Genomic DNA, 26,306 nt, shown 5'->3' on the forward strand with positions numbered 1-26,306 from the left:
ACTCCTGATGATCACTAAACGCTACCGTTCTAACGATCCACGCAGCGCTATAGAAGATGACTCTACTCGCCCTCTTGCTCGCGGGGTAATAGCCAGTTCAACGCAATACCCACCAAGGCGGCCAGGCTAACGCCCTGCAGCGTAAACTGACCACCGCCAAACTGCATCCCGCCAATCCCGAACACCAATATTAGCGAGACCACCACTAGGTTGCGCGCGGCTGTCAGTGACTGCCCTGCACGTACCAAGGTGTTCATACCAACCACCGCAATGGAGCCAAACAGTAGCGTCATAATGCCGCCCATTACCGGGCCAGGAATGGTCTGCAGCAGCGCGCCAAGCTTGGACACAAACGCCAGCACAATGGCAATAATCGCGGCAACGATCATGTACTTGGGATTAAACGCCCGAGTGAGGGTTACCGCGCCGGTGACTTCCGAGTACGTGGTGTTCGGCGGTCCGCCGAATAGCGCTGCCACGCTGGTCGCCAAGCCGTCGCCTAACAGGGTGCGGTGTAGGCCAGGCTTTTCCAGGTAGTTTTTGCGGGTCACCGAACCAATCGCCACCATATCACCAATGTGCTCTACCGCTGGGGCAATCGCGACCGGAATCATAAATAGAATGGCCGCCCAATGAAAACTGGGTGCGGTAAAGCTGGGTATCGATAGCCACGCCGCCTCACGCACCGGCGTAAAGTCGACGACCCCCATCACCAACGCCAAACAATAGCCGGTGACAATGCCGCCAATGATCGGCACTAGGCGAAGCAGCCCACGGCCAAAAACGGCCAGCACTAATGTCACCAATAAGCTGGTCATCGAGAGGAAAATCGCCGCGCCATAGCCGATGTTGTCGCTGGTTTCACCGGTCGCCATGCTAACCGCCACCGGCGCCAGCGCCAGGCCAATCACCATAATTACAGGCCCCACCACCACAGCAGGCAGTAAGCGGTGCAGCCAGGCAGTGCCTTTTAAGCGCACAGCCTGGGAAATCGCCACATAGACCAGTCCCGCCGCCATTAGCCCGCCCATGGTCGCCGAAACGCCAAAGCTCGCCACAGAGCCTTGGATAGGCGCAATAAAGGCAAACGATGAAGCTAAAAACACCGGTACGCTCTGTTTGGTCACCCCATGAAAGACTAAGGTTCCCACCCCAGCTGTGAACAGCGCAACGCTTGGATCGAGTCCTGTCAAAAGCGGCACCAACACCAGGGCGCCAAACGCCACAAATAGCATTTGTGCGCCGGTTAAAATGACTTTTGGCCACGACTCAGCCTGACTGGCAGCTTCACGCATAAGTGAATTCCTAGTGATTATTCGATAGTAGGTGTGCAAAAAAATGCCCCTGACGCTGGGCGTAAGGGGCAATGTCAGTAACGATGCTTAGCGCGTTCCGAAAATCTTATCGCCAGCGTCACCCAGTCCGGGGACGATGTAGCCATTTTCGTCAAGGCGGTCATCGATTGAGGCGGTGTAAATTTCAATATCGGGGTAAGCGTCCTGCACCCGTTTGATACCTTCAGGGGCGGCGACGAGCACGATCACCTTCATATGCTCACAGCCACGCTCGCGCAGCATATCCAGTGTTGCCACCATCGAACCACCGGTCGCTAGCATGGGATCTATCACGATCGCCATGCGCTCTTCGATATCGTTGGCAAACTTGGCAAAGTAAGGCACCGGCTGCAGCGTCTCTTCATCGCGATAAAGACCGACCACACTTACCCGCGCACTCGGGATCAGATCCGTTACGCCTTCCAGCATGCCGAGCCCGGCACGCAGAATCGGTACGACGGTGACTTTTTTACCTTTTAATCGACGCGTGGCAATCGGCTCGCCATTCCATCCCTGGATTTCATGATCTTCCAGCTCAAGACCTTTGGTTGCTTCATAGGTCAATAGCTTGGCGACTTCACCTGCCAGTTCACGAAAGCTCTTAGTGCTCAGGTCAACTTCGCGCATCAGACCCAGCTTATGTTGTACAAGCGGATGGTTAATGGCGTAAACACTCATGGGACTTCCTCACTGCAGGGGATTCAGAATGGCAACCAAGGTTGCATCAGCTAGGCACAAAATTGCGCGTATTCTACCCGCAACCACTTACGAGGTTAAGGGGTTTCAGGCAATTGCCACTCGATGGGGGCTCGCCCTTGCGCTTGCAGAAATTGATTGGCTTGGGAAAAATGCCGAGTGCCAAAAAAACCCCGGTGCGCAGAGAGCGGTGAAGGGTGCGGGGCTTCCAGTATTAAGTGGCGCCCCTGGTCGATCAGCGCCTTCTTCTGGCGCGCATGACTGCCCCATAACAGAAACACACAAGGAGGCGCGTGCTGGCTGACGGTTTCAATCGCGCGATCAGTGAAGGGCTCCCACCCTTTACCGCGATGCGACGCCGCATTGCCCTGCTCCACGGTCAGCGAGGTGTTTAACAACAACACGCCCTGCTTGGCCCATGCTTCCAGATGGCCGTGGCGCACTGGGGTAAAGCCAACATCGGTGGCCAACTCTTTGTAGATATTGACCAGCGACGGCGGTACGGGCACACCGGGCTGCACGGAAAAGCATAAGCCGTGGGCCTGATTGGGCCCGTGGTAAGGATCCTGGCCTAAAATAACCACCTTCACTTCATTCAACGGGGTCAGCTCAAAGGCACGAAACCACTGCGTTGAGTGGGGATATATGATCTTCTTCGCGGCCTTTTGCTGCGCCAAAAAAACTTTGAGCGTCAGCATATAGTCAGCCTGAAACTCATTACCCAGCCACTGACTCCAATCGTCGGGAAGCGGATTGGCCATTATTACCTCTTCATTTGATCAACAAGCGGCTCAACGTAGGCGACGCCCATATCCCAGGGGAACTGAATCCAGCACTGTTGGGCCACTTCGGTCAGGTATTGATCCACCAAGGGGCGACCGTCTGGCTTGGCGTAGATAGTCACAAAGTGAGCTTTAGGCAGCATTTTGCGTACTGCCCGCGCCGTTTTGCCAGTATCCACCAAGTCATCGACCAGCAACCAGCCATCACCGTCATGATCGACGCCCTTCATAATATCCAGGCCGCCTTGATCCATATGGTCATAGCTTTTAATGCACACGGTATCGATCAAGCGGATATTAAGCTCCCGAGCAATCAGCGCGGCGGGTATTAACCCGCCACGGGTAATCGCTACGATGCCTTTAAAGTCACGTTCGATCATCTGGTGACAAAGCGTACGCACATCACGGTGCAACTGATCCCAGGAGACGGTGAAGTGTTGATGGTAGCGATCGCTGCTCATGGGGAATTACTCGTCTTCATTGAAAGAACATACGGCGAATACGCTGTAACCGGCATCGCGAATTTTCTGCGAACCACCCAACTCGGGTAGATCGATAATAGTGGCTGTCTCAACTACCTGGCCTCCGCTGCGCTGGATCAGGTTGGCCGCTGCCAGCATGGTGCCACCGGTGGCGATCAGGTCATCCATCAGCAGGATACGATCATCTTTCTGGAACGCATCGGAGTGCAGCTCCACTTCAGAATGCCCGTACTCCAGCGTATACGTCTCGCTGATGGTCTTGAAGGGCAGCTTGCCCTTCTTACGTACCGGCACAAAGCTACAACCCAATTCATACGCAAGCGGCGCGCCAATAATAAAACCACGCGCATCAATCGCCGCGATGGCATCCAGGTTCATCTCCTGATAGCGATGAACGAAGCTATCGATCAGTTTGCGAAAGGCCGCGCTATTTTGCAGCAATGGGGTGATGTCGCGAAAATTTACCCCCTGTTCAGGCCAATCGGGAACCGTGCGAATAACGGACTTAATGTAGTCGCCGTAGATGCTCATCGCGTCTCTCATTGAGTAATAAAAAGTGGTAATGATTAAATCAAACCAAGAAAAGGTATCTTGCCGCAAACAGCAGCGCCAAAATAATCACCGCCGGATTCAGGTCGCTAAAGCGGCCCGACAGTGCCTTGATCGCCACATAGCTTATAAAGCCAAGCGCGATACCTTCGGCAATCGAAAATGTCAGCGGCATCGCCAGGGCAGCAATCAGTACCGGCGCGGCGTCGGTGGGGTCTTCCCAATTCGCGTGGGCCAAACTTCCCGCCATCAGTACCGCTACATATAGCAGCGCACCTGCGGTAGCGTAGGCCGGAATCGAACCCGCCAGCGGCGCAAAGAACAGGCTGATCAGGAACAGAACACCAACCACTACCGCCGTTAAGCCAGTACGGCCACCCGACGCGATACCTGCAGTAGATTCAATGTAGCTAGTCGTAGTGGAAGTACCCAATGCGGCACCCGCCATTGACGCGGTGCTGTCGGCCATCATGGCGCGACCAATACGCGGTAACTTGCCATCCTTGTCCAGCAGCTTGCCACGATGGGCAACGCCCACCAGCGTGCCCGAGGTATCAAATAGATCAACAAACAGGAAGGCAAAGATCACGCTGAGCATTGCCACATCCAGCGCGCCCATCAAATCCATCGCCATAAAGGTAGGCGCAATGGAGGGCGGCATCGACATCAGACCACCATACTCATTATGGCCAAGCACCATCGCCGCTACAGTCACACCTAAGATGCCAATCATTACTGCACCGGTGACTTTAAGGTACGCAAGCGCGGTAATCACAAAAAAGCCCAGCAGTGCATAAATAGCCGGAGGCTGGGAAAGATCACCCAACGAAACAAAGGTCGCGGGGTTGGCCACCACAATACCGGCATTCTTAAGCGCAATCATCGCCAGGAAAAGACCAATACCGGCGGCGATCCCCAGCCGTAATGTCATGGGAATGGAGTTAATGATCCACTCGCGGATTTTAAAAATACTTAGAAAGAAGAAGGTTAAACCAGAGAAGAAGACCGCGCCCAATGCGGCTTCCCAGGTATAGCCCATCCCCAACACTACGCCGTAGGTGAAAAAGGCGTTCAAGCCCATGCCGGGCGCCTGGGCAATTGGGTAGTTAGCCCACATCCCCATGACGAAACAGCCAATCGCCGCTGCGAGGCACGTCGCCACGAACACCGCGCCGTAGTCCATCCCCGCCTCAGACAAAATGCTCGGGTTTACAAAGATGATGTAGGCCATCGTCAGGAAGGTGGTGATCCCGGCGATAACTTCTGTTTTCACATTGGTTTTGTGCTCGGAGAGCTTGAAATAGTTATCCAGAAGTTTCATGAATCTTCTTATCCTTAGCGCTAACGCCGCATGAGTATGCGTTCTGGTGCTGAGAAAAGCCGCACATACTACCTAAACGCTCGCCGTGATGCGAGCGCCTCAGCGTGGCGACCAATGTTGGCGGAAATAGCCCGCCGCCTAATGCAAAGCAATCTTTAGGCCATGATATAACCGATCGGTCAACCAATAGCCGATAAAGCTGATTATTGACGCTGCAAGCCCTTACTGAACCCCGCTTTTTTGAGAAAGCACGCGCTCCACGGTTTCAACGATTACCTGAGTTTGCGGGTCAATTTCGATGTTGACCTGATCACCGGGCGCTCGATCCTGAAGCGTAGTACGCGACAGCGTTTCCGGAATTAAATTGACGCTGAACTCCACACCACTGCTCACTGTGTGGCGCACATCACCAATGGTCAGGCTGATACCGTCCACCCCGATATAGCCCTTTTCAAACACGAATCGACCCAGCCTTTCCGGCAGTGAAAACCACAGCCGACGGTTGTTAGGCGCTTCTTCAATAGCCACCACTTCTGCCATGGAAATGATGTGGCCCGACATGGAGTGTCCGCCAATTTCATCACCAAAACGCGCCGCGCGCTCTATATTGACGCATTGCCCGGGGGTGATTGCACCAAGATTAGTCAAACGCAGCGTTTCACGCATCAAATCAAAACTAACGCTATTGCCTTCTATGGCCGTTACCGTTAAGCAAACCCCGTTATGCGCAACAGATGCCCCAATCTCAAGCCCCTCGCGCATCGATGGCGGCATTTCCACCACATGCACGCGGAAATCATCCAGCTCACGCACCGCCACCACCCTGGCCACTCCTTGCACAATGCCAGTAAACATAAGGTTCTTTTCTCCTAATGTAGTAAATACCGTGTCATATAAATTAAGTAGTAAAGTCGGAGTAGTAAGAACTGAGCCGTCAAAAGCTAATTCATTGGCCCAAGCTTACTACTGGTGCCTCATGTTTGTGCACTCTGTATTGATGCTTTCTTGGCCTATCTATTCCACGCTACCCGCTTTCAAGTCGTCCGCGCAGAACAAAAAACTTAAAATTTCATATTATGTAGAAAATAATGCTAACTCACCTCCTTAAAGCATAAAATCAGAGGGCTAAAATTGACATGATCGCCAGCTAACTCTAAAATTTCGCCGCAAATGTAATGACGCCGATTTGTACCCAGATTGCGGGCGTCCACTTGGTCACTGACTTAGAATTAGTTACTGACCCAGTGAAGTGCAGCTAAAAGGGTGTGTCCAGCGTTGATGGCCACCCATTAGGGTGGCCTTTTTTTATTCCCCGCCCTATCCTTAGCCGCCCTATTTTTAGTGATCCGAGAGCTTAGCCGCTCTTTTTTAACCGATCTGTTTTTTTAACGGATGGGGGCGCGCACTCCCGCACTCTGTTTTCGGCCTACCGGTAAGGCAAACGCTATGATTGAACTTAGCAACGTCAGTAAAACCTATTTCAGTAACAACAAGGGAAGCGGCGCCAAGGCCGTCCATGCACTCAAAAATGCCACGCTCACTGTGCCCAAAGGCACGATTCACGGCGTCATTGGCCTCTCCGGCGCAGGCAAATCAACACTGATTCGCTGCGTAAATCTCTTAGAGCGCCCCACTAGCGGCAGTGTCACGGTAGATGGCCAGGAAATGACGCAGCTGAGCAACGCAGCGCTTAACCGTGCGCGTCACCGTATTGGCATGATTTTTCAACACTTCAATTTGCTAACTACACGCACGGTGTTCGACAACGTTGCCCTACCTCTTGAACTAATGGGGCAAAAACGCCACACCGTTCGCGATCGCGTTATTCCTCTCCTGGAAATGGTAGGTCTGGCGGATAAAGCCAACCAGTACCCTGCTCAACTTTCCGGGGGCCAAAAGCAGCGGGTAGCGATTGCTCGTGCGCTTGCCAGCAAGCCACAGGTACTGCTCTGCGATGAGGCAACCTCTGCCCTAGACCCACAAACCACCAGCTCAATACTGGAACTGCTGCGCGATATTAACCATCAACTGGGCATTACCATTCTGTTGATCACCCATGAGATGGAAGTAGTCAAATCGATTTGCCACCGAGTCAGCTTGATTTCCGACGGCGAACTGGTGGAGGACTCGGAAGTCGGCGACTTCTTTACCGCCCCGCGTACCCAGCTTGGTCGTGAGTTTCTTAACGACTTTCTGCAGCTAACACCGCCCAAAGAGCTGATCGAGAGGCTCCTTGATGCCCCCGGCGAAAACACCCACCCAGTGGTACGCCTAACCTTCTCGGGCGATGCGGTCTCGACGCCGTTGATTTCCCGCCTTGCCCGGGAGTGCGGGGTCGATGTCAGCATTTTACAAGCAAAGGTAGAGTCGATTCAGGAGCGCACCCTGGGCCTGATGATTGCAGAGCTATTAGGCTCACCGCTGCAAACTCAGCAAGCCATGCACTATCTCGAATCTCATCAACTGCAAGTGGAGGTACTCGGCCATGTCCAGCGCAATGATTGATCTAATTTTACAGGCCACGCTGGATACCCTTTATATGGTGGCCGTTTCAGGACTTATTTCTACCCTCGTCGGCCTACCCCTTGGGGTAATGCTGTACGTTACGCGCCCGCGGCAGATATTGGCGAAGCCAGTGCTTAATCAAGTCCTGAGCATTATTACCAACGTTGGTCGCTCTATCCCGTTTATTATTTTGATGGTAGCGATCATTCCTTTTACGCGCATGCTGGTGGGTACCTCGATTGGCATCAACGCCGCGTCGGTACCGCTCACGATTGCCGCTATACCGTTTGTAGCACGACTGGTAGAGGCGGCGCTCAATGAAATCTCGCCGGGTTTAATTGAAGCCGCCCAAGCCATGGGCGCAACGCCTTGGCAAATTATTGGCAAAGTGCTGATTCCGGAAGCTCGCGGGGGGATCATGACCGGCTTAACCATTACCGTGGTCACCCTGGTCAGCTACTCAGCCATGGCAGGCGCAGTAGGCGGCGGTGGCCTCGGCGACTTAGGCATTCGTTATGGCTACAACCGCTTCAACCCCACCATCATGCTGATTACCGTGGTTATCTTGGTTGTCATGGTGCAAGGCTTTCAGAGCTTGGGTGACTACTTGGTACGCAAAAGTGACCGCAAGTAGCAGCGCGTTCATCACGCCGCCCATTATAACCAAAATGCATTAGACAACCGTTTTTTATTGCCGCATCATTGCACCATCAAGCACAACGTCACTGGAGAGACCTCATGCAAAAACTGATTATTGGCAGTCTTACAGCCCTGGCGCTTGCGGTTAACGTCGCCAGCGCTGAAACGCGCAGCATCAAAATGGGCACCGTTGCGGGCCCTGAAACAGAAGTGATGGAAGTGGCGGCGCGCATTGCCAAAGAAGAGTACGACCTTGATGTAGAAATCATCGAGTTCACTGATTACGTTACCCCGAATGCCGCCCTGGCCGATGGCAGCTTAGATGCCAATGCCTACCAGCATGAGCCCTACCTGCAGTCGATGGTCGACGACCGCGGCTATGACCTGGCAATCGCTGGCTACACCTTCGTTTACCCGATTGGCGCTTACTCAGAAAAATACGACAGCATTGATGATCTACCGGACGGCGCCCAAATCGCGCTGCCTAACGATCCTTCCAATGAAGGTCGTGCGCTGATTTTGATGCACAACGAAGGACTGATCACCCTTAACGATCCGGAATTTCTCGAATCAACGCCTATCGATATTGCTGAAAACCCCCGCGACTTCCGCTTCCGTGAAATTGAAGCCGCCCAGCTACCCCGCGTGCTGCCCGATGTTGACATGGCGTTTATCAACAACACCTTCGCGCAGCCTGCTGGTTTAAGCCTGGATGATGCCTTGATCAAAGAGGGCCCCGAGTCTCCTTACGTCAACCTGATCGCGGTTCGCGGCGGTGACGAAGAGCGCGAAGAGATTCGCCAGTTGGTCGACGCCTATCAGCGCGATGAAGTGATCCAGAAAGCTGAAGAGCTATTCAAAGGCGCAGCAGTTCCTGGCTGGACAGAGTAATACCGCAAGCCATCAATAGATGACATCAGGCCGGCACGCATAGGTACCCATATGCAAAAAGTGTCGGCCTGTTGCGTTAGCAGCAAAGGATGCCAAATGCAAAACAGTGTTGACTACCCTCTTCTCAATCGCCAGCTTGAAGCGCTGCTCGATACACGCGATTGGCTTACCAACAGCGCACAAACCTGCGCCTTTATTCACCAGCAGCTTAGCGACTTAAACTGGGTAGGCTTTTATCTTCAGCGCCAGCCTGACGTGTTAGGTTTAGGCCCTTTTCAGGGTCAGCCCGCTTGCCATCCTATCCCTTTCAGCAAAGGCGTGTGTGGGGCGGCCGCACGCTTACAAACCACCCAGCGAGTGGATGACGTGCACGCGGTCGCCGACCATATTGCCTGCGACGCCAACTCACGCTCCGAGCTAGTGATTCCCATCGTGATCAATGGCGACCTTTGGGGCGTACTGGACCTGGATAGCCCGCTGCATGCGCGATTCACCCAGCAAGACCAAGCAGGCATTGAAGCACTGGTAGCCACCTTTATGCGCCAAACAGACCTACCCGACCTAATTAGAAAAACCAGCTAAAAGCGCCCTATAGCAGCCACGCAAAAACGCCCCAGTCAGCAGTGACTGGGGCGTTTTGATAACAGCTGGTAGGACCAGGCGGATTTGAACCGCCGACCTCCACGATGTCAACGTGGCGCTCTAACCAACTGAGCTATGGTCCTGAAAATAGGTGTTGGCGCTAGGCTGGTAGAACCAGGCGGATTTGAACCGCCGACCTCCACGATGTCAACGTGGCGCTCTAACCAACTGAGCTATGGTCCTGAAAATAGGTGTTGGCGCTAGGCTGGTAGAACCAGGCGGATTTGAACCGCCGACCTCCACGATGTCAACGTGGCGCTCTAACCAACTGAGCTATGGTCCTGAAAATAGGTGTTGGCGCTAGGCTGGTAGAACCAGGCGGATTTGAACCGCCGACCTCCACGATGTCAACGTGGCGCTCTAACCAACTGAGCTATGGTTCTATTGTGCTATATGGATAGCCGCATGCCTTGCAACGGATGCATATCTTACGCTTTCATCACTGAATTGCAAGCTATTTCCCTTTACGCGGTGCTCTCCCCAGCAGTGCCCCCCATTACAAATAGAGGTTCAATTCGACACCTATAACCTTCTAGCGCTAGGCTAAGCACTTCAATGTTCTAGGGAGCCTCTGATTAACGTGATGAGCGCAGGCCATACAAGGCAAAAATCAACGAAAAAGTGGAGTTTACGGGCTGTAAATGAGCATTTTGAGGCGATTTGTAACGCCATATGGGCAAGCGCAATAGTGAATCAGAGGCTTCCTGGATGTTATCTATAGGGAGATAAAAAATGCTGGGTATTTTGCTAGGAAGCATAGCGATCGTGCTGTTATTGGCGACGCTGATTGCACGAATACATTTGCACTGGTGGTGGATCCGCAGTTTTGAATTTCCACGTCTTCAGATCGCTTTTCTAGCTTTAATCACCTGGTTATTAACCGTTATCTTCGTTGAGCCTGGCCCCTGGCTATGGATAGCCCTGCTCGCCTCGGGCATCACTTTGCTGTTTCAAGTCTACTATATTCTGCCCTGGACGCCGCTTTGGCCGGTGCAGGTGAAGGCGGCAGAGAGTGACGATGCAGATAAAAAAATTACACTGCTGATCGCTAATGTGCTGACGCCTAATCGGCAGGCGCAGCAGCTAATCGATATGATCAAACAGCATCAGCCCGATATTGTACTGACTTTGGAGTCAGATCAGTGGTGGCAGGACCAGCTGGACCCCGCGCTCGCAGAACAGTGGCCACACAGCGTTAAAATCCCGCTAGATAACCTTTACGGCATGCACCTCTACTCACACCTGGAACTCACCGACACCTCCGTTGAGTGGCTGATTCAAGAAGACATTCCGTCTATTCATACCCGAGTGACGCTTGCTAACGGCGATAGTATTCGCTTCTACGCGCTCCACCCCCGCCCACCGGCCCCCAGCGAGAGCGAAAAGTCTCTGTGGCGGGATGCTGAGCTGCTGCTGGTGGGTAAAAAGATTCATAAAGATCCCCAAGCGACGCTGGTCGCCGGGGATCTTAACGATGTGGCATGGTCACGCACCACACGGCTGTTTTGCCGCGTTGGCGGCATGCTTGACCCACGCCGGGGGCGCGGTTTATTCAGCACTTTCCACGCCAAATATCCAGTGTTGCGCTGGCCCCTTGACCATATTTTTGTGACCGAGCACTTTACCTTAGTCGGTATGCAGCGCCTAAATTACTTTGGCTCTGACCATTTCCCGATACTGGCCACCTTTTGCTACCGCCCCTCGCGTCAAGACGAGCACGAAACGCCCGAAGCGAATGCCGAGGAGCGCAGCGAAGCCAGCGAAACTATTCAGGAAGGCAAAACTGAAAAGCAGGAAACCTGAACGCGGGCAACCCGAAGCTAGCTAACCCTAAGCGTGTTACTCGGGGATGCCTCCCTGCGTTAACGCGGCGGGGTCCAACAGCCGCTCTAGCGTCTCCCGATCGAGGTCAGTTTTCTCCTCTGCCACATCAATAATCGGCCTACCCGCTTGGTAGGCCTCTTTGGCGACAGCGGCGGCGGCGTTGTAGCCAATCACGCCATTTAGCGCCGTTACCAAAATGGGATTCCTGGCCAGCGGGCCTGCCAGGTTATCTTCACGCACTTTAAAGGTGGCAATCGCACGGTCAGCCAGCAGCCGGGCGGTGTTGCTCATCAAGTTAATTGAGGTAAGCAGATTGGAGGCCACCAATGGCAGCATCACGTTCAATTGAAAGTTACCACTCTGCCCGGCCACGGTAATGGCGGTATCTAGGCCAATAACTTGTGCAGCGGCCTGGGCGGCTGACTCTGGAATAACAGGGTTAACCTTCCCGGGCATAATCGAGCTCCCAGGTTGTAATGCCTCAAGCACAATTTCTCCCAGCCCTGCCAACGGCCCTGAATTCATCCAACGCAGGTCATTGGCAATTTTCATAATCACACAGGCTAAACCTTTCAACTGCCCTGAAAGCTCTACCGCCGCATCCTGGGAAGAGAGGCTAGCAAAGAAGCTGTCATTAGGAGTGAACTTCAACCCCGTCTGATCGCTCAACTCTTGGGCGATCTGCTCAGCAAAGCCGATAGGTGCGTTAATGCCGGTACCCACGGCGGTGCCACCTTGAGCTAATCGGCAGACTCTTTTCATGGCGCTATCAAAGCGCTCAATGGCCTGATTTAGTTGGCTAGACCAGGCACCCAGCTCTTGATCCATGCGTAGCGGCATGGCGTCCATCAGGTGTGTGCGGCCGGTTTTTACCACGTGGCTCAGCTCGCTAGCACGGTGATCAATAGTGTCCCGTAGATGAACGAGGGATGGGCGCAGTGATTCGTGCACCGCGATGGCAGCCGAAAGATGAATCGCCGTGGGAATCACATCATTGCTGGACTGCCCCATATTGACGTGATCATTCGGGGTGACCTCAACGCCCTCACGGCTAGCCAATGTTGCCAACACCTCGTTGACGTTCATATTGGTGGAGGTACCTGACCCGGTTTGGAAAACGTCGATAGGAAAATGCTGGTCGTGCTTGCCCGTTAACACCTCACGAGCCGCTTTTTGAATTGCCTCCCCACGCGCACTATCAAGCCCTCCTAGCGTTTGATTGGCCCGGGCGGCCGCTAGCTTGATGCGTGTGACCGCATGAATAAAAGCCGCAGGCATAGGCGAATGAGAGACAGGAAAATTATTGACTGCCCGCTGGGTCTGCGCGCCATAAAGGGCGTCGGAAGGCACTTCCAGCTCGCCCATGCTGTCGCGTTCCATCCGTGTTGCCATTGCTCTTACTCCCATCAGTGAGATTAATAGTGATGCTTATTTGAGCGCATAGCCGATCTATCGTTCGCTAGCTAAGGCCACACCCCCTACCTTCAAGCTAGCTGGTTAGACCATACGGGTAAACACGTCCTTTCCTCGCGTACTTTAAAAAGCCAAAAATAAAATGTTGCACTGCACAAAAACACTTGCTATGCTGCACAGCAAGATAGCTTATAAAGCTACTCATTCAACAAGCAGCGCCAACCTCTGGATAGCTGCTTTTGGCAAGACTAAACCCTGGAGGGTATGACGATGCGTACATTAAATACTAACGAAATGACTCAGCAGTTTGACAACATGTTTATGGCGCCTGTCCGCGCTTACATGGCGTTGAGCATCGATTACAGCGAAAAAATGCTTAACGCCCAGATGGACGCCAGCAAAGCCTATGTCGATACCGGCATTGCGCAAATGCGTCAAATGATGGACGTTAAAGACGCAGAGGGCCTGCGTAGCTACATGGAAGGTCAGCAAAAAGTGGCTAAAGAGCTGGCTGAGCGTGTTAAGGGCGATACCGATAAAGTCGTTTCTCTACAGCAGGACTTTATCCAGAAAAGCCAGAAAATTACCGAAGACAACGTCAAGCAGGCACAAACCGCTGCTAGCAAGTTGAGCAAAACTGCTTAATCGCTTATTGAAACAGTAAGCTAGTAAGTAAGCTGTATAGAACGCCCCTGTTGGCCCTCGCCGACAGGGGCGTTTTAGTCGTTGTCATTACCAGCGGCTTCACCAACCGAGCGCAGATTTCACAAACGGAATCGTCAGTTTACGCTTGGCTGATAGCGATGCTTTATCCAGGGTTTCCACCGCGCGGCAAAGCTCACCTAACTCGCGGGGGCCACGATGCAAAATATAGCGCCCGACGTCATCGGGAAGTTGCATCCCTCTCACGCTGGCGCGCAGCTTTAGCGCTGCCAAACGTTCAATGTCATCCTCTAAGGGATGTACATGAAAAGTCACGCCCCAGGTTAGCCGCGATGCCAAATCGGGCAGCACCACGTTTAGCTGTCGTGGGGAAGCACTTGCGGCAATCACTAATTTTTTACCCGCATCTCTTAGTCGGTTAAATGCATGAAACAGCGCTTCTTCCCAGCGCTTGCGGCCGATCACACACTCCAAGTCATCAATGGCAACAAGATCCAGGCGTTCGATGTCTTCAAGCATTAACGGCGGAAAATGGCCCAAGTCATTCAGCGGTAAGTAAAGCGCGCGTTTATCTGCATCAGACGCCGCGTGACACGCCGCCTGAAGTAAATGGCTACGCCCCACTCCTGGTGCTCCCCACAGATAAAGAAACTGTTCACCCTCCGGGGCCAGCTGCTGTGCAAGATTGTCTACCAGCGGCGTATTTGCACGCGCCACATAGTAATTATCAAAGGTCGCGTCGTCACGCAGTCCAATTCCCAAGGGAAGCTGTGCCGGTGCTCGGCTCATGGTGACTCCCGTCCATCATGGTGGCCCAGCTCGTCGTGGTGTGAAGAACTGGTCTCAATGATTGGCGTATGTTTGTCGGTATTTTTTTCGTCGTATAACTCGCTATGCTGATAGCGCACTTTTACTTCTTTTAGCAGCACTAGAATCACCGCGGCAACGGGCAGTGCCAACAACACCCCTGTTAAGCCAAATAGATTGCCCCCCGCCAGCACGGCGAATATAACCGCGACCGGATGCAGGCCAATCTTATCGCCCAACAATTTAGGCTGTAGAACCACGCTCTCCGCCATTTGACCAATGCTAAACACCAGAATGACGCCTAGCACCGCCCACCAGGTGGCGTACTGGAACAGCGCGACAACAAGGGCAATCACCAGGCCGACAATAAAGCCCAGGAACGGCACGATGCTTACCAGTCCGGACACAAAGCCGATCAACAGGCCAAAATTAAGCCCCATTAGCGTTAAGCCCACCGCATAAATGATCCCTAAACAGAGCATCACCAGCAGTTGCCCACGTAAAAACGATGACAGCACTTCATCGCAACGACGCGCCAACCGGAAAGTATCGTCTGCCCACTGACGTGGCACGAGGTTGGCAATGTTGGTCAGCAGACGGTTCCAATCCAAGAGTAAATAGAAGGTAACCACAGGGATCAACGCCACATAGGTGATCCATGACACAAAGGCCATACCGGAACGGCCAATTTGTCCTAGCGCCTGGGCTAAATAGCCGCCAGCATCGCGCCAGTTTTCGACCAGCGTTTCGCGCGCATTGGTTAACTCGGCAGTTAAGTCATAACCGGTCCACACCTGCACTTGAGGAGCGAGGGTATTTTCTACCCAATTGAAGATACCCGGAATAGCCTCGCCCAGCTGTTTAAGCTGTTGAACAAGAAGCGGTATTAAAATCAACAAACTCACCACGAGCACGACCAGCAGCACTAAAAACACGCTGCTCACCGCGAACGGCCGATTCATGCCCCAGCGTTGAAAACGGTTAGCCAGCGGATCAGCTAAGTAAGCAAGAATCATCCCGGCAATAAAAGGCATCAGAACCGCATCTAACAAATAGATTAAACCGCCTATCACCACCAAAAATAGGACACCCCACCAAGAATTCCGCATAGTTCCCTCTCAAACGTGGATTTAATCCGACCACTTATCGTGACTTTTTTGATTTATCGCTACTATTTTGCTCATCGCTACTATGCCGCATATGAGTGAAAGCCGCTTGTAAGCTTTGCATAATATGTCACAGCGGTGCGGCCTGCGTCGCTGGGTGTTACAATCCGCTCCAGTTATCGTCCAGCACTGGCCATGTCGCCAGCACTACCAGCACCGCTATTTGCTTCACAGGACCCGTCATGACCGAGACCTCCACTTCTTCGGCTACTCCTTCTCTCAGCTATAAGGATGCAGGCGTCGATATTGATGCCGGTAACGCCTTAGTTGACCGCATTAAACACGTTGCCAAACGCACTACTCGCCCAGAAGTAATGGGCGGACTTGGCGGTTTTGGCGCGCTATGCGAGATCCCAGCGGGCTATCGGCAGCCCGTGCTAGTCTCAGGTACCGATGGCGTCGGCACCAAGCTGCGCTTGGCGATGGATCTTGGTAAGCACGACACCATTGGTATTGACTTGGTCGCTATGTGTGTCAACGATCTCATCGTGGCCGGCGCCGAACCGCTGCTATTCCTAGACTACTATGCCACGGGTAAGCTCGATGTGGATATTGCTGCTGACGTTGTCACCGGCATTGGCGCTGGTTGCGAATTGGCTGGCTGCGCCCTGGTAGGCGGCGAAACCGCCGAAATGCCGGGTATGTACGAAGGCAGCGACTACGATTTAGCGGGCTTTTGCGTGGGTGTCGTTGAAAAAGCAGACATTTTAGATGGCAGCAAAGTGGCCGAAGGCGACGTTATATTGGGACTTGCTTCATCCGGGCCACACTCCAACGGCTACTCGCTGATTCGTAAAATCCTTGAGGTCAGCGACGCTTCTTTAGAGACCGACATCGAGGGCAAAACCCTTGGCGATGCACTTATGGAACCTACCCGCATCTACGTTAAATCACTGCTCTCCTTAATGCGCGGCAGCGAAATTGCAGTGCATGCGTTATCGCACATCACCGGTGGCGGATTGCTTGAAAACATTCCCCGCGTGCTGCCAGACAACCTCGCTGCGCATATTGATATTGCCAGTTGGCAGCGCCCCGCCGTGTTTGATTGGCTCCAAGCCAACGGCAACGTGAATGAAACCGAAATGCACCGCGTGCTCAATTGCGGTATTGGCATGGTCGTTGTGGTGCCGCAGCATCAAGCAGAGCAGGCGGTGGCTCATCTGGAAGCCGAAGGCGAATCAGTTTACCGCCTCGGCCAGATCGTTGAGCGCCAAGAGGACGCCGTTATTCTGGAGAACCTCTCGGCATGACCAATACGGACTACCAGAGCGATACCATTAAAGACGTAACGCCAGAGCCCTTGGGTGCACGCCGCATCGTGGTGCTTATTTCAGGCAGCGGTAGCAATCTGCAGGCGCTGATTGATGCTCAGTCCCACGACCGCTTAGGCGGCGGCGAGATCGTCGCGGTCATTTCCAATATCGCTGACGCCTATGGTTTAAAGCGCGCCCACGAAGCGGGCATTGATGCGGTTGCGCTACCCCACCGGGAATACGATAGCCGCGAAGCTTATGACGGCGCCTTGATCAAAGTCATTGAGCGCCACGAGCCGGATCTGATTGTTCTGGCGGGCTTTATGCGCATTTTGACGCCGCGCTTTGTGCAGCGCTTCCTGGGCCGGATGCTGAATATCCACCCCTCGTTGCTGCCGGACTATCAAGGGCTCAACACTCACGCCCGCGCCCTGACAGACGGTGTTGCCAGCCACGGCTGTAGCGTTCACTTCGTCACCGAAGAGTTAGACGGGGGGCCGGTGGTACTGCAAGCGGAGCTGCTGGTTAATGCTGACGACACGGCTGAAACACTGCAAGAGAAGGTTCGCGACCGCGAACATTTAATCTACCCGATTGCGGTGCAGTGGTTTTTAGAAGGCAGACTGCAGTTCAGCGCCGAAGGCGCCAAAATGGACGGTCATCTGCTGCCGGAATACGGCATGCGGCTTTCCCACGCCGATGCAGCAGAAGAACTTGATGAGGAGCTCGACGAAGAGTCGTAAGGCTGGACTGATATCGTCACAGCAAGCAGCAAAAAGCGCCTTACGGTTTTGCCGTAAGGCGCTTTTTTAGCAGTGTTTGTCGTAGGGCTAGGTACGTGGCAGAGTAACCCCACGCTGACCCATATACTTTCCGCCCCGGTCTTTATACGAGGTTTCGCATACTTCATCAGACTCTAGGAAAAGCATCTGCGCAACGCCTTCATGAGCATAAATTTTCGCCGGCAAATTGGTGGTGTTAGAGAATTCCAGCGTAACGTGACCTTCCCACTCGGGCTCCAGCGGCGTCACGTTGACAATAATGCCACAGCGCGCGTAGGTGGATTTACCCAGACAAATAGTGAGCACGTTGCGGGGAATCCGGAAATACTCCACCGTGCGCGCCAGCGCGAAAGAGTTGGGCGGAATAATGCATACGTCGCCTTTAATATCGACGAAGCTTTTCGCATCAAACGACTTGGGATCAACTATCGCTGAATGAATATTGGTGAAGACCTTGAATTCATCGGAGCAGCGCACGTCATAGCCATAGCTTGACGTGCCGTAGGAAATCACACGCTGCTCGTTCACATAGCGCACTTGCTCGGCTTCAAACGGCTCAATCATCGCGTCGCTTTTGGCCATGCGACGAATCCAATTATCAGATTTAATACTCATTTATTTCGTTATCACTCACTAAAGGAAATAGTTGGGCCGTCGCCTTGATTCACGCTAACCGCTTCAGCGACTTTTTTGGCAATAGTCGCAAAGGTTTGACTCACTGCCCCCTCAGGTTCAGACACTACGCTTGGACGACCCGAATCCGTCAGCTCCCGGATGGAGAGCGTTAGCGGCAGGCGTCCAAGCACTTGGGTATCGTACTCTTGAGCGATGCTATCGCCACCGCCGGTGCCAAAAATAGCCGCTTCATGACCACAATTTTCGCAGTGGTAGAGGCTCATATTTTCAACCACACCAAGCACCGGAACGTTAACCTTACGGAACATTTCGATCCCTTTACGGGCATCTAACAGCGCAATATCCTGCGGGGTGGTAACAATCACCGCGCCCGCCACTGGCACTTTCTGGGCCAGCGTCAATTGGATATCACCGGTGCCTGGGGGCATATCGATCAACAGAAAATCGAGATTATCCCATTGGGTTTGCGTCAGCATCTGCTGGAACGCGCCTACCACCATCGGCCCGCGCCATACCATTGGCTCACGGGTGTTGACCATAAACGCCATCGACATGGCCTGAATGCCATGGGCCTCGAGCGGAAGGAATTTGTCATTGCTTGCCGCCTGAGGGCGCGTACCCTCTTTAACACCGAGCATTTGTGCCTGGCTGGGTCCATAGATATCCGCATCCAGGACACCCACGCGATAGCCCTGTGCTGCCAGCGCTAATGCCAAGTTCACGGTGACAGTGGATTTTCCCACGCCTCCCTTGCCCGATGCCACTGCAATAATATGCTTAACGCCGTCCATTCAATGGCACTCCTCGTTTTAGGTTCTTAATATCTGAATTAACGTTGAGTGAATGATACGCCTCGCAGCCTAAATCATAAACCAACAACAAGAGAGCGGATGCCGGTTCCCCGACATCCGCCCTCACTTTACTAACGCGAAAGGTGCGTTACAGCATTACTATCTAGCCACTTATTAGCCAGCGTTTTGCTGCGACTCTTCACTGCCGCCATCGCTGTCATTGGCGCTTTCACTGGAAGAACCCTCATCTGACGAGCCCTCATCCGACGAGCCATCCTCAGAAGAGCCTCCTTCAGAGGAACTGCCTTCAGAGGCGCCACCTTCACTCTCTTGTGAGGATGAGGTCGCTTCACCAGCGGACTCTTCCGCATCGGCCAAGCGGCTATCTAATGTCGACAGCTCATCGCGCCATTCGCTTAACTGGCCTTCTAAACGCTCCAGCTGGCTCTCACGCTCTTCAATATCGTTTTCAACACTCGACACTTCCTCGCGGCCCATCTCCAAAGCGACCATGACGTCATCGAGCTCGCTGCGCACATCGCTCAAGCTCTGCTCTTCCTCTTCGCGAAGCGCCGTTAGCGAATCAACTTCATTTTGCAGCTCATCGCGTTCGCTAGTGATGGAGTCACGCTCGCTTTTTAACTCATCAAGCTCGCTTTGAGCAGTTGAGATTTCTTCTTCTAAACTGCTTAGCTGTTCGTTTGACTGGCTAATCTGCTCTTCTAGCGCGGACAGCTCCTCCTCCGTGTTGCCCAGCTCTTCAACCGCTTGCTGGCGCTGCTCCTCGGCTTCCTGACGGGCGGCTTCAGCCTCCTGACGAGCTTCTTCAGCGCTAGAACGCGCTTCTTCTACTTGCTGGAGAGTACTTTCCGCCTCATCGCGAGTACTGGTGATCTCGTCGCGCTCTTCGCGCAGCGCGCTCATCTCACTGTCAGCGCTCTCTACTTGCTCATTAAGAGAGGCAATTTCCTCTTCCAACGCATTTCGCTCGGATTCAAGTTGTTCTAACCGCGACTGCACATCGCTGACATTAGTTTGAGCACTCTCAAGCGACGAGCTGGCCTCTTGCTGCTGCGCCTCCAGAGATGCCATCTCCTCTTGCAGCGCGGCTAAATTGGTTTCAGCTTCCTCAATTTCACTAATGCGCTGGCTCATCTGACTATTTTCTTGCTCAGCGCTGGCAAGCTGCTCCTCTAAGCTATCGACGCGATCCTGGCGAGAGCCTGCATTAGACTGCGCCATTATCGCCCAAATAACGGCGATAGCAGCGATACCGGCAATCGCTTTTACCCGATTATCTTGAAAGAGGGTTTTCATATCCGATTTTTTAGCCGGCTCTGGCTTTTTGGCAGGCGGTTGGTGATCCGAGTGGTTTGCTTCCGACATTATGCGTTCCTCTATGGTCTAAGCTAACGTTTGCCCAAGCTAACGATAATCCGCTGCGCGACTATCAAGTACGTGGATAATGCGCTAACCGTGGATGAGCTCCCCTTAAGCATACACAGCTCACTGTATCTAGCCAGTCTGTTTGCAAAATCGTGTACAAATGTTGCTATTACGTTACCGGGCAGACAGGAACCATTATTATTTTAGCCCGCAGGGGGATGCTTTCCCTCATGAAAACCAGATGCCTCTCCATTCAGCGCATCAAACCAATTCAGTGTGGTATGCAGTGATACCACGCTGCCTACTATTAGCAGCGTAGGCGGTTTAATGTGGCCCGCCAAGAAAGTATCTGGCAGCGCCGACAAAGTACCTACATGAGTAAGCTGTTGGCGGGTAGTGCCTTGTTCAATTAACGCCAGCGGTGTTTCTGGTGCTAAGCCGTGCTTAACCAGCGCTTGGCTGATCACCTTAACGCTGCCTAACCCCATATAAAACACCAAGGTTTGCCCAGGTCGCGCTAAAGCATCCCAATCAAGCTCGCACTCACCCTGCTGCAAATGCCCGGTGACAAAACGCACCGATTGGGCATGATCGCGATGGGTTAAAGGAATGCCCGCATACGCGGCACAACCGGATGCCGCCGTCACCCCTGGAATGACTTCCACGCTCACTTCTGCCGCTACTAGCGCCTCAAGTTCTTCTCCGCCTCGGCCAAAAATAAACGGATCACCGCCTTTTAGGCGCACGACACGCTTACCCTGCTGTGCCCACCTTACGAGCGCTTGATTGATGCCCTCTTGGGGAACGCTATGCAGTGAGCGTGCTTTGCCAACATAAAAACGCTGAGCCTGTGCCGGTATAAAGGCGACAATTTCATCGCTAACCAAACGGTCGTACAGCACCACTTCAGCTGACTGGAGGCGCTTATAGGCTTTTAGCGTTAATAGCTCTGGATCGCCAGGGCCCGCGCCCACTAGACTTACCAAGCCATATGGCTGAGACGTTTGCTCTCGTCCTGCTTCCAAGAATCCACCTCAGGAATAAAAAAAGTTTTTGATATGCAAAAAAGTAATTAATTTTACCACTAAATGCCAATAACACCTTGTCTATTGCTTATAATACGATCGAATATATATAAAAATAGAATATCTATATGCTAAAAAAATATAATTAATAATATTTCTTGTATGCGCTGCCTTACTCCCTCATTGCTAAATTAAATATCCAAGTAAAGGAGCCAAAAGATGACAACGCTAGCCGACTCTACCTGTGAACCATGCAGCAAAGATGCCCAGCCACTAAGCAAAGATGAAGCCCAAGAGCTGCTAAAAAGCCTTAGCCAGTGGCAGATTGTCGAACACGATGGCATCATGAAGCTGTCGCGCAGCTTTAAATTTCGTGACTTTGCCAGCGCGTTGGCGTTCACCCAAAGCGTTGGGGATATTGCAGAGCAGGCTGGTCATCACCCTGTTATTGTGACTGAGTGGGGCAAAGCCACCGTTACGTGGTGGTCTCACGCCATTAAAGGCCTGCATCTTAATGACTTCATTCTTGCCGCCAGAACCGACGAGGTAGCCGAATAAATGTTTGAGCATATTGAGCGAGTCCCAGGAGACGCCATTCTCGGGCTGATCGAAGCTTTCAAAAAAGATACCAATCCACAAAAGGTGGATTTAGGTGTTGGTGTTTACCGCGATAGCCAAGGCAATACGCCGGTAATGCGCGCCGTTAAGGAAGCAGAAGCTCGCCTGCTCAAGAATGAAACAACGAAAACCTATATCGGTTCTCACGGCGCGCCCAGCTATAGCGAAGTAGTGCTTCCCATGGTACTAGGCGCTCAATCACCGGTACTAAAAGCCAACCGTGCCAGTGCGACACAATCGCCGGGCGGCACCGGCGCCTTGCGCTTAGCAGCCGACTTTATTTCCTCTCAGCTGCCGGGCAAAGGTATCTGGGTAAGCGACCCAACGTGGCCCAACCACCACGGTATTTTTACCGCGGCGGGTATTGAGCTGCACAAGTACCCCTACGTTGATCCCGACAACCGTCTCGATTTTGACGGTATGCGCGCAGCGCTGAAAAGCATTCCAGAAGGCGATGTGGTAGTTCTCCACGCCTGCTGTCACAACCCCACTGGCTTCGACCTTTCCCACGACCAGTGGCAGGAAGTGTTGGAAATTGTCCGTGAGCGCAAACTTCTTCCGCTGATCGACTTTGCCTACCAGGGCTTTGGTGAAGGCCTGGACGAGGACGCTTACGGCGTTCGTCTACTGGCGGAAAACCTCGACGAAGCAATCATCACCAGCTCCTGCTCGAAGAACTTCGGCATTTATTGTGAGCGTACCGGCTGCTTGATCATGGTGGCAAAAGACAGCGAGCAGATGGACAACATTCGCTCTCAAGTCGCCATCGTTGCCCGCGAGAACTACTCAAACCCGCCTGCGCACGGCGGCGCTATCGTCAGCGAGATCCTTCACGATGCAGAGCTGACAGAGCTATGGCGTGAAGAGCTCACCGAAATGCGCGATCGCATCAATACTCTGCGTCGCGATTTCGTTGAAGCGCTAAAGCCCTATGGCCTGGACGAGAAGTACGCCTGTGTAGCTGAGCAGCAAGGTATGTTCTCCTACACAGGCTTGACGCCGGAACAGGTGGATCGCTTGCGCGATGAGTTTGGCATCTACATGGTGCGCTCGGGCCGTGCTAACGTAGCAGGCTTCTCCCATGAGAACCTGCCCTACTTGGCCAAAGCGATTGCTGCTGTCAACGACTAACTGCCAAGCATTACCGCACTTTAAACGCCCAGGCCTTCCTGGGCGTTTTTGTGTGCAGGGCGCTTGACCGATTAGTCAACACTTCGGCACACTCAGCGTTGCCTTGTATACAACACACCATAATCAAGAGGCCTATCATGGCGGCTGCCAGCATCCACTACCCCTGGTACAAAAAAGAAGATACCGACGCGTTCTTCGCCCTGTTCCAAAACAACATTGCCAACTTTGTTATTATCGCCATTACCATGCTCGGCATGGGATTCCCCTCCTCCATTGTTTATGGGCAAGTACTGCCAGGTGCGGCAGTAGCGGTAATGGTCGGTAATTTCTACTATGCGTGGAGTGCGGCAAGACTCGCCCGCAAGGAGAACCGCGCCGATGTCACAGCGCTCTCTTACGGTATCTCAACGCCGGTCATGTTTGTGTTTCTATTCGGCGTACTGCTACCCGCCAAACAGCTCACAGGTGATGCAGAGATGGCCTGGAAAGTGGCGGTCGCCGCCTGCTTTATCAGCGGTGCCATCGAAGCCGCCATCAGCGTGATTGGCCGCTGGGTGCAGTACCACCTGCCGCGTGCTGCCATGCTGGGCGCCGTTGCTGGTGTTGCATTGACGTTTATCGCCGGTGAAATGCTGTTCAAAACGCTGGAAATGCCGATTATTGGTCTACTGGTGCTAGCGATCATTATTGTTGGTCTGGTCGCACGAGTGAGCATGCCGTTTAAACTCCCCACCTCGCTATTCGCCATTATCGTCGGTACCACTATGGCCTATTTAATTGGCGACGCCGGTACCGAGCGCTTTAGCGATGCGTTCACTCACTTAGGCTTTTATCCACTACTTCCCAACCTAGCCTGGTTTGAAGGGCTGGGTTTACTGCTGACCAGCATGCTTGCAGTGCTTACCGTAGTACTGCCGATTACGCTCTACAACGCTATAGAGACGATGAACAACGTCGAGGCGATGGAAGCCGCAGGCGATAAGTACGATGTGCGCGAGTGTCAGGCGGTCGATGGCGCAGGCACCATGATTGGCGCACTGTTTGGCGGCGTGTTCCCGACCACGGTCTATATTGCCACCGTGGGTGCCAAGTGGATGGGCGCAGGCCGAGGCTACAGCCTGCTCAACGGCGCCGTATATGCGCTGGCCACCATGTTCGGTTTAATCGCCGCCCTCGCCGCGATTATCCCGGTTTCAGTGGTGGCACCGATTTTGGTTTTTGTCGGCATGTCGATGATTGCCACCGCGTTTCAAGCCAACGACACGCGCTACTACCCTGCCGTGGCGCTGGCCATGCTGCCTTACTTCGCCAATTACGTGATGACGCGCTTTAACCGCGGAGCTGGCGAGGTCGTCACCGATATTTCCAGTGCCATTGTGGTGATGGGCCAAGGGGCGATGTTTATGGCCATTTTGCTGGGCGCTATGACGGTGTCGGTGATTGATCACCAGTTCCGACGCGCGGCCGCCTTCGCCGCCATTGCTGCCGGCTTTTCCTTCGTCGGGCTGATGCATGCCCCCGAGCTGTCACTCAATGCTGCCCCAGAGTTCGTGATGGGCTACCTGGGCATGGCGCTGCTGTTTATCTACTTCTCCTTTCAAGAAGCTAGGCGCCTGGGTTAATTGACGAATCCCGCCTGCCGATGCGGGCGGGACAGAATACGCCGCATGACTTGCCACGCCATCAAACCCGCCAGCAGATTGCCCACAGCGGCGCCCGCCGCCAAGCCCCACCAACCGAAGAACTGCGAGCCCAACCAGAGGCAGGGCAGATAGCAGATAAACAGCCGTGCACTGGATAGCAGCATCGCTCGCAGCGGCCAACCCAGGGCATTCCCCGCCGAAACCACCAGCATGCAAACGCCAAGTGCGGCGTAGCTAGGCAGCAGAAAGCGAATCAGCAGGGTCAGCTCGTTTTGTACCTCTGGATTGCCCGCTAAGGCCATGGCTAGCCAGGGAGCTCCCAGAGCCAGTAACACGCCAAGGCTTAGCTGCCAAACCAGCGCGACCTTTACCGCCAAGCGCATAAGCTGCTGAATCTGGCCCCAATCTCCGGCACCGTAGCAACGTCCTAGCCACGGTGGCAGCGACATGGTCATGGCAAGAATGACCATCAGGGAAAGCGTTTCCAAACGGCTTGCCAAGCCCCAGGCCGCTACTTCACTTTCACCCAGCCCAGCTACTACAGAGATTGCCAGCATCGCCGCCAATGGCGGCATCAGTTGGCTGACCATTGCGGGGGCGGCAATGCCCGTGAAAGGCCGCCACGACTGTTTCGCCTCTAGCCACAGGCCTTGCTGCGACGCCCACTCGCGTTTGAGTAATTTTCGTGTAGTCACCAACAGACCCACTGAAAAGGCAATGGCGGTTGCCCAGGCAGCGCCGGGCAATCCCCAACCCTGCCAATCGCCTACCCCAAAAATTAGCAAGGGGTCGAGCACAAGGTTAACAAGGCTGCTCAACACCATCATTTTACCCGGCAAACGGGTATCCCCGTGGGCACGAAATACGCTATAGCTAAAATAGAGCAGCGCCCCCAGCCACGCAGACAACAGCTGAGGCCCCCAGTAGATACGGATATACGAGAGTGTGGTGTCATCCGCACCCAGCAGTCGAAAAATGGGCACATGAAATAGCCATAAAGCGATCGCTAACAGACCGATCACGCCACCGCCCGCCATTAACACCAAACTGCTTAAGCGTCTCGCTCGCGCCTCTTCGCCCGCGCCTAATGCACGCGAAATAAGCGCGGCAATAGCGATCCCCATCCCCACTTGAATACCGATAATCAGAAACGACAAAGGAAAGGTAAATGATTGCGCGGCCAACGGCGCAGTACCCAAACGGGCAATAAAGGCGCTATCAACAAGTTGAAAACCCAATAACGCCAACACCCCGATGGCCATTGGCCAGGTTTGCCGCCATAGGGTTATTGCCAACTCGCGTTGCTGCATCACAATTGCCAAGCCAA

26 protein-coding genes and 4 tRNA genes are annotated in these 26,306 nt (G+C 53.5%); 12 read left to right on the forward strand and 18 right to left on the reverse strand.

The window, feature by feature from the left end:
* Positions 1 to 62 precede the first annotated feature (62 nt).
* From QHL1GM_RS04535 to QHL1GM_RS04565, 7 genes are all read right to left on the reverse strand, one after another.
* Entirely contained in the window at positions 63 to 1,295 is a 1,233-nt protein-coding gene (locus QHL1GM_RS04535; RefSeq protein WP_071693409.1) for a uracil-xanthine permease family protein, read from the reverse strand.
* A gap of 87 nt (positions 1,296 to 1,382) precedes the next feature.
* Positions 1,383 to 2,012, reverse strand: a complete 630-nt coding sequence (upp, locus tag QHL1GM_RS04540) for a uracil phosphoribosyltransferase (protein ID WP_009286930.1) — start codon at positions 2,010 to 2,012, stop codon at positions 1,383 to 1,385.
* Positions 2,013 to 2,107: 95 nt separating this feature from the next.
* Complete coding sequence (gene ung, locus QHL1GM_RS04545) at positions 2,108 to 2,791, reverse strand: uracil-DNA glycosylase (RefSeq protein WP_175540350.1); 684 nt, start codon at positions 2,789 to 2,791, stop codon at positions 2,108 to 2,110.
* 2 nt (positions 2,792 to 2,793) lie between these two features.
* Positions 2,794 to 3,273, reverse strand: coding sequence for a xanthine phosphoribosyltransferase (gene gpt / locus QHL1GM_RS04550; RefSeq protein WP_008956229.1), 480 nt, complete (start codon positions 3,271 to 3,273; stop codon positions 2,794 to 2,796).
* A 6-nt stretch (positions 3,274 to 3,279) separates the two neighbouring features.
* Complete coding sequence (locus tag QHL1GM_RS04555) at positions 3,280 to 3,825, reverse strand: adenine phosphoribosyltransferase (RefSeq protein ID WP_071693411.1); 546 nt, start codon at positions 3,823 to 3,825, stop codon at positions 3,280 to 3,282.
* 40 nt (positions 3,826 to 3,865) lie between these two features.
* Complete coding sequence (locus QHL1GM_RS04560; RefSeq protein WP_071693412.1) at positions 3,866 to 5,164, reverse strand: NCS2 family permease; 1,299 nt, start codon at positions 5,162 to 5,164, stop codon at positions 3,866 to 3,868.
* A 222-nt stretch (positions 5,165 to 5,386) separates the two neighbouring features.
* A complete protein-coding gene (locus QHL1GM_RS04565; RefSeq protein ID WP_071693413.1) occupies positions 5,387 to 6,019 on the reverse strand; it encodes a riboflavin synthase in 633 nt (210 codons plus the stop codon).
* 591 nt (positions 6,020 to 6,610) lie between these two features.
* On the opposite strand from QHL1GM_RS04565, the gene QHL1GM_RS04570 reads away from it, so the two are divergent.
* From QHL1GM_RS04570 to QHL1GM_RS04585, 4 genes are all read left to right on the forward strand, one after another.
* Positions 6,611 to 7,669 (forward strand): methionine ABC transporter ATP-binding protein, encoded by a 1,059-nt coding sequence (locus QHL1GM_RS04570; protein WP_071693414.1) that lies wholly within the window; start codon positions 6,611 to 6,613, stop codon positions 7,667 to 7,669.
* A complete protein-coding gene (locus QHL1GM_RS04575) occupies positions 7,650 to 8,303 on the forward strand; it encodes a methionine ABC transporter permease (protein ID WP_071695914.1) in 654 nt (217 codons plus the stop codon). The genes QHL1GM_RS04570 and QHL1GM_RS04575 overlap by 20 nt, the downstream gene beginning before the upstream one ends.
* A 104-nt stretch (positions 8,304 to 8,407) precedes the next feature.
* Positions 8,408 to 9,199, forward strand: coding sequence for a MetQ/NlpA family ABC transporter substrate-binding protein (locus QHL1GM_RS04580; RefSeq protein ID WP_071693415.1), 792 nt, complete (start codon positions 8,408 to 8,410; stop codon positions 9,197 to 9,199).
* Between the two features lie 96 nt (positions 9,200 to 9,295).
* The gene (locus tag QHL1GM_RS04585) at positions 9,296 to 9,781 is read left to right on the forward strand and encodes a GAF domain-containing protein (protein WP_071693416.1); all 486 of its coding nucleotides are present in this window, start codon (positions 9,296 to 9,298) and stop codon (positions 9,779 to 9,781) included.
* Between the two features lie 66 nt (positions 9,782 to 9,847).
* Here QHL1GM_RS04585 and QHL1GM_RS04590 read toward each other — a convergent pair.
* The 4 genes from QHL1GM_RS04590 to QHL1GM_RS04605 all read right to left on the reverse strand — a co-directional run bounded on the left by QHL1GM_RS04590 (position 9,848) and on the right by QHL1GM_RS04605 (position 10,224).
* Positions 9,848 to 9,924: transfer RNA gene (locus tag QHL1GM_RS04590), tRNA-Val, on the reverse strand.
* Between the two features lie 23 nt (positions 9,925 to 9,947).
* Positions 9,948 to 10,024, reverse strand: a tRNA-Val gene (locus QHL1GM_RS04595).
* A gap of 23 nt (positions 10,025 to 10,047) precedes the next feature.
* A tRNA-Val gene (locus tag QHL1GM_RS04600) sits at positions 10,048 to 10,124 on the reverse strand.
* Positions 10,125 to 10,147: 23 nt separating this feature from the next.
* A tRNA-Val gene (locus QHL1GM_RS04605) sits at positions 10,148 to 10,224 on the reverse strand.
* Between the two features lie 349 nt (positions 10,225 to 10,573).
* On the opposite strand from QHL1GM_RS04605, the gene QHL1GM_RS04610 reads away from it, so the two are divergent.
* Positions 10,574 to 11,644, forward strand: a complete 1,071-nt coding sequence (locus QHL1GM_RS04610; RefSeq protein WP_071693417.1) for an endonuclease/exonuclease/phosphatase family protein — start codon at positions 10,574 to 10,576, stop codon at positions 11,642 to 11,644.
* Positions 11,645 to 11,680: 36 nt separating this feature from the next.
* Here the strand turns inward: QHL1GM_RS04610 and QHL1GM_RS04615 are convergent, their stop codons facing one another.
* The gene (locus QHL1GM_RS04615; RefSeq protein WP_071693418.1) at positions 11,681 to 13,057 is read right to left on the reverse strand and encodes a lyase family protein; all 1,377 of its coding nucleotides are present in this window, start codon (positions 13,055 to 13,057) and stop codon (positions 11,681 to 11,683) included.
* Between the two features lie 291 nt (positions 13,058 to 13,348).
* On the opposite strand from QHL1GM_RS04615, the gene QHL1GM_RS04620 reads away from it, so the two are divergent.
* Positions 13,349 to 13,723, forward strand: a complete 375-nt coding sequence (locus QHL1GM_RS04620; RefSeq protein ID WP_064233518.1) for a phasin family protein — start codon at positions 13,349 to 13,351, stop codon at positions 13,721 to 13,723.
* 99 nt (positions 13,724 to 13,822) lie between these two features.
* Here QHL1GM_RS04620 and hda read toward each other — a convergent pair whose 3' ends face one another.
* A complete protein-coding gene (hda, locus tag QHL1GM_RS04625; protein ID WP_071693419.1) occupies positions 13,823 to 14,530 on the reverse strand; it encodes a DnaA regulatory inactivator Hda in 708 nt (235 codons plus the stop codon).
* A complete protein-coding gene (locus QHL1GM_RS04630) occupies positions 14,527 to 15,657 on the reverse strand; it encodes an AI-2E family transporter (protein ID WP_071693420.1) in 1,131 nt (376 codons plus the stop codon). The genes hda and QHL1GM_RS04630 overlap by 4 nt, the downstream gene beginning before the upstream one ends.
* A gap of 239 nt (positions 15,658 to 15,896) precedes the next feature.
* On the opposite strand from QHL1GM_RS04630, the gene purM reads away from it, so the two are divergent.
* Together purM and purN are read left to right on the forward strand one after the other, a co-directional pair.
* Positions 15,897 to 16,964 (forward strand): phosphoribosylformylglycinamidine cyclo-ligase, encoded by a 1,068-nt coding sequence (gene purM / locus QHL1GM_RS04635; protein ID WP_071693421.1) that lies wholly within the window; start codon positions 15,897 to 15,899, stop codon positions 16,962 to 16,964.
* Positions 16,961 to 17,710 (forward strand): phosphoribosylglycinamide formyltransferase, encoded by a 750-nt coding sequence (gene purN / locus QHL1GM_RS04640; protein ID WP_071693422.1) that lies wholly within the window; start codon positions 16,961 to 16,963, stop codon positions 17,708 to 17,710. Before purM ends, purN begins: the two co-directional genes overlap by 4 nt.
* A gap of 87 nt (positions 17,711 to 17,797) precedes the next feature.
* Here purN and dcd read toward each other — a convergent pair whose 3' ends face one another.
* Together dcd and apbC are read right to left on the reverse strand one after the other, a co-directional pair.
* Positions 17,798 to 18,364, reverse strand: a complete 567-nt coding sequence (gene dcd, locus QHL1GM_RS04645; RefSeq protein WP_071693423.1) for a dCTP deaminase — start codon at positions 18,362 to 18,364, stop codon at positions 17,798 to 17,800.
* An 11-nt stretch (positions 18,365 to 18,375) separates the two neighbouring features.
* Complete coding sequence (gene apbC, locus QHL1GM_RS04650) at positions 18,376 to 19,176, reverse strand: iron-sulfur cluster carrier protein ApbC (RefSeq protein ID WP_071693424.1); 801 nt, start codon at positions 19,174 to 19,176, stop codon at positions 18,376 to 18,378.
* Between the two features lie 273 nt (positions 19,177 to 19,449).
* On the opposite strand from apbC, the gene QHL1GM_RS19895 reads away from it, so the two are divergent.
* Positions 19,450 to 19,512, forward strand: coding sequence for a hypothetical protein (locus QHL1GM_RS19895; protein ID WP_368087069.1), 63 nt, complete (start codon positions 19,450 to 19,452; stop codon positions 19,510 to 19,512).
* Between the two features lie 1,253 nt (positions 19,513 to 20,765).
* Here QHL1GM_RS19895 and cobA read toward each other — a convergent pair.
* Positions 20,766 to 21,587, reverse strand: a complete 822-nt coding sequence (gene cobA, locus QHL1GM_RS04660; RefSeq protein ID WP_071693426.1) for a uroporphyrinogen-III C-methyltransferase — start codon at positions 21,585 to 21,587, stop codon at positions 20,766 to 20,768.
* Between the two features lie 219 nt (positions 21,588 to 21,806).
* Between cobA and QHL1GM_RS04665 the strand changes: the two genes are divergently transcribed.
* The 3 genes from QHL1GM_RS04665 (at position 21,807) to QHL1GM_RS04675 (ending at position 24,958) form a co-directional block, all read left to right on the forward strand.
* Positions 21,807 to 22,145 (forward strand): 4a-hydroxytetrahydrobiopterin dehydratase, encoded by a 339-nt coding sequence (locus QHL1GM_RS04665; RefSeq protein ID WP_071693427.1) that lies wholly within the window; start codon positions 21,807 to 21,809, stop codon positions 22,143 to 22,145.
* Positions 22,146 to 23,336, forward strand: a complete 1,191-nt coding sequence (locus QHL1GM_RS04670; RefSeq protein WP_071693428.1) for an amino acid aminotransferase — start codon at positions 22,146 to 22,148, stop codon at positions 23,334 to 23,336.
* Between the two features lie 137 nt (positions 23,337 to 23,473).
* Positions 23,474 to 24,958, forward strand: coding sequence for a uracil permease (locus tag QHL1GM_RS04675; RefSeq protein WP_071693429.1), 1,485 nt, complete (start codon positions 23,474 to 23,476; stop codon positions 24,956 to 24,958).
* Here QHL1GM_RS04675 and QHL1GM_RS04680 read toward each other — a convergent pair.
* Positions 24,955 to 26,301 (reverse strand): MATE family efflux transporter, encoded by a 1,347-nt coding sequence (locus QHL1GM_RS04680; protein ID WP_083570973.1) that lies wholly within the window; start codon positions 26,299 to 26,301, stop codon positions 24,955 to 24,957. The genes QHL1GM_RS04675 and QHL1GM_RS04680 overlap by 4 nt on opposite strands.
* Between the last annotated feature and the right edge of the window lie 5 nt (positions 26,302 to 26,306).

Origin of the sequence: Halomonas sp. QHL1 (genome assembly GCF_001882345.1) — a bacterium.
In the GTDB taxonomy this organism is placed as follows: Bacteria; Pseudomonadota; Gammaproteobacteria; order Pseudomonadales; family Halomonadaceae; genus Vreelandella.

Excerpts from the sequence above, each read along its gene's own strand:
- QHL1GM_RS04535 (WP_071693409.1), bottom strand. The coding sequence starts at position 1,295 with ATGCGTGAAGCTGCCAGTCAGGCTGAGTCGTGGCCAAAAGTCATTTTA.
- upp (WP_009286930.1), bottom strand. The coding sequence starts at position 2,012 with ATGAGTGTTTACGCCATTAACCATCCGCTTGTACAACATAAGCTGGGT.
- ung (WP_175540350.1), bottom strand. The coding sequence starts at position 2,791 with ATGGCCAATCCGCTTCCCGACGATTGGAGTCAGTGGCTGGGTAATGAG.
- gpt (WP_008956229.1), bottom strand. The coding sequence starts at position 3,273 with ATGAGCAGCGATCGCTACCATCAACACTTCACCGTCTCCTGGGATCAG.
- QHL1GM_RS04555 (WP_071693411.1), bottom strand. The coding sequence starts at position 3,825 with ATGAGCATCTACGGCGACTACATTAAGTCCGTTATTCGCACGGTTCCC.
- QHL1GM_RS04560 (WP_071693412.1), bottom strand. The coding sequence starts at position 5,164 with ATGAAACTTCTGGATAACTATTTCAAGCTCTCCGAGCACAAAACCAAT.
- QHL1GM_RS04565 (WP_071693413.1), bottom strand. The coding sequence starts at position 6,019 with ATGTTTACTGGCATTGTGCAAGGAGTGGCCAGGGTGGTGGCGGTGCGT.
- QHL1GM_RS04570 (WP_071693414.1), top strand. The coding sequence starts at position 6,611 with ATGATTGAACTTAGCAACGTCAGTAAAACCTATTTCAGTAACAACAAG.
- QHL1GM_RS04575 (WP_071695914.1), top strand. The coding sequence starts at position 7,650 with ATGTCCAGCGCAATGATTGATCTAATTTTACAGGCCACGCTGGATACC.
- QHL1GM_RS04580 (WP_071693415.1), top strand. The coding sequence starts at position 8,408 with ATGCAAAAACTGATTATTGGCAGTCTTACAGCCCTGGCGCTTGCGGTT.
- QHL1GM_RS04585 (WP_071693416.1), top strand. The coding sequence starts at position 9,296 with ATGCAAAACAGTGTTGACTACCCTCTTCTCAATCGCCAGCTTGAAGCG.
- QHL1GM_RS04610 (WP_071693417.1), top strand. The coding sequence starts at position 10,574 with ATGCTGGGTATTTTGCTAGGAAGCATAGCGATCGTGCTGTTATTGGCG.
- QHL1GM_RS04615 (WP_071693418.1), bottom strand. The coding sequence starts at position 13,057 with ATGGCAACACGGATGGAACGCGACAGCATGGGCGAGCTGGAAGTGCCT.
- QHL1GM_RS04620 (WP_064233518.1), top strand. The coding sequence starts at position 13,349 with ATGCGTACATTAAATACTAACGAAATGACTCAGCAGTTTGACAACATG.
- hda (WP_071693419.1), bottom strand. The coding sequence starts at position 14,530 with ATGAGCCGAGCACCGGCACAGCTTCCCTTGGGAATTGGACTGCGTGAC.
- QHL1GM_RS04630 (WP_071693420.1), bottom strand. The coding sequence starts at position 15,657 with ATGCGGAATTCTTGGTGGGGTGTCCTATTTTTGGTGGTGATAGGCGGT.
- purM (WP_071693421.1), top strand. The coding sequence starts at position 15,897 with ATGACCGAGACCTCCACTTCTTCGGCTACTCCTTCTCTCAGCTATAAG.
- purN (WP_071693422.1), top strand. The coding sequence starts at position 16,961 with ATGACCAATACGGACTACCAGAGCGATACCATTAAAGACGTAACGCCA.
- dcd (WP_071693423.1), bottom strand. The coding sequence starts at position 18,364 with ATGAGTATTAAATCTGATAATTGGATTCGTCGCATGGCCAAAAGCGAC.
- apbC (WP_071693424.1), bottom strand. The coding sequence starts at position 19,176 with ATGGACGGCGTTAAGCATATTATTGCAGTGGCATCGGGCAAGGGAGGC.
- QHL1GM_RS04665 (WP_071693427.1), top strand. The coding sequence starts at position 21,807 with ATGACAACGCTAGCCGACTCTACCTGTGAACCATGCAGCAAAGATGCC.
- QHL1GM_RS04670 (WP_071693428.1), top strand. The coding sequence starts at position 22,146 with ATGTTTGAGCATATTGAGCGAGTCCCAGGAGACGCCATTCTCGGGCTG.
- QHL1GM_RS04675 (WP_071693429.1), top strand. The coding sequence starts at position 23,474 with ATGGCGGCTGCCAGCATCCACTACCCCTGGTACAAAAAAGAAGATACC.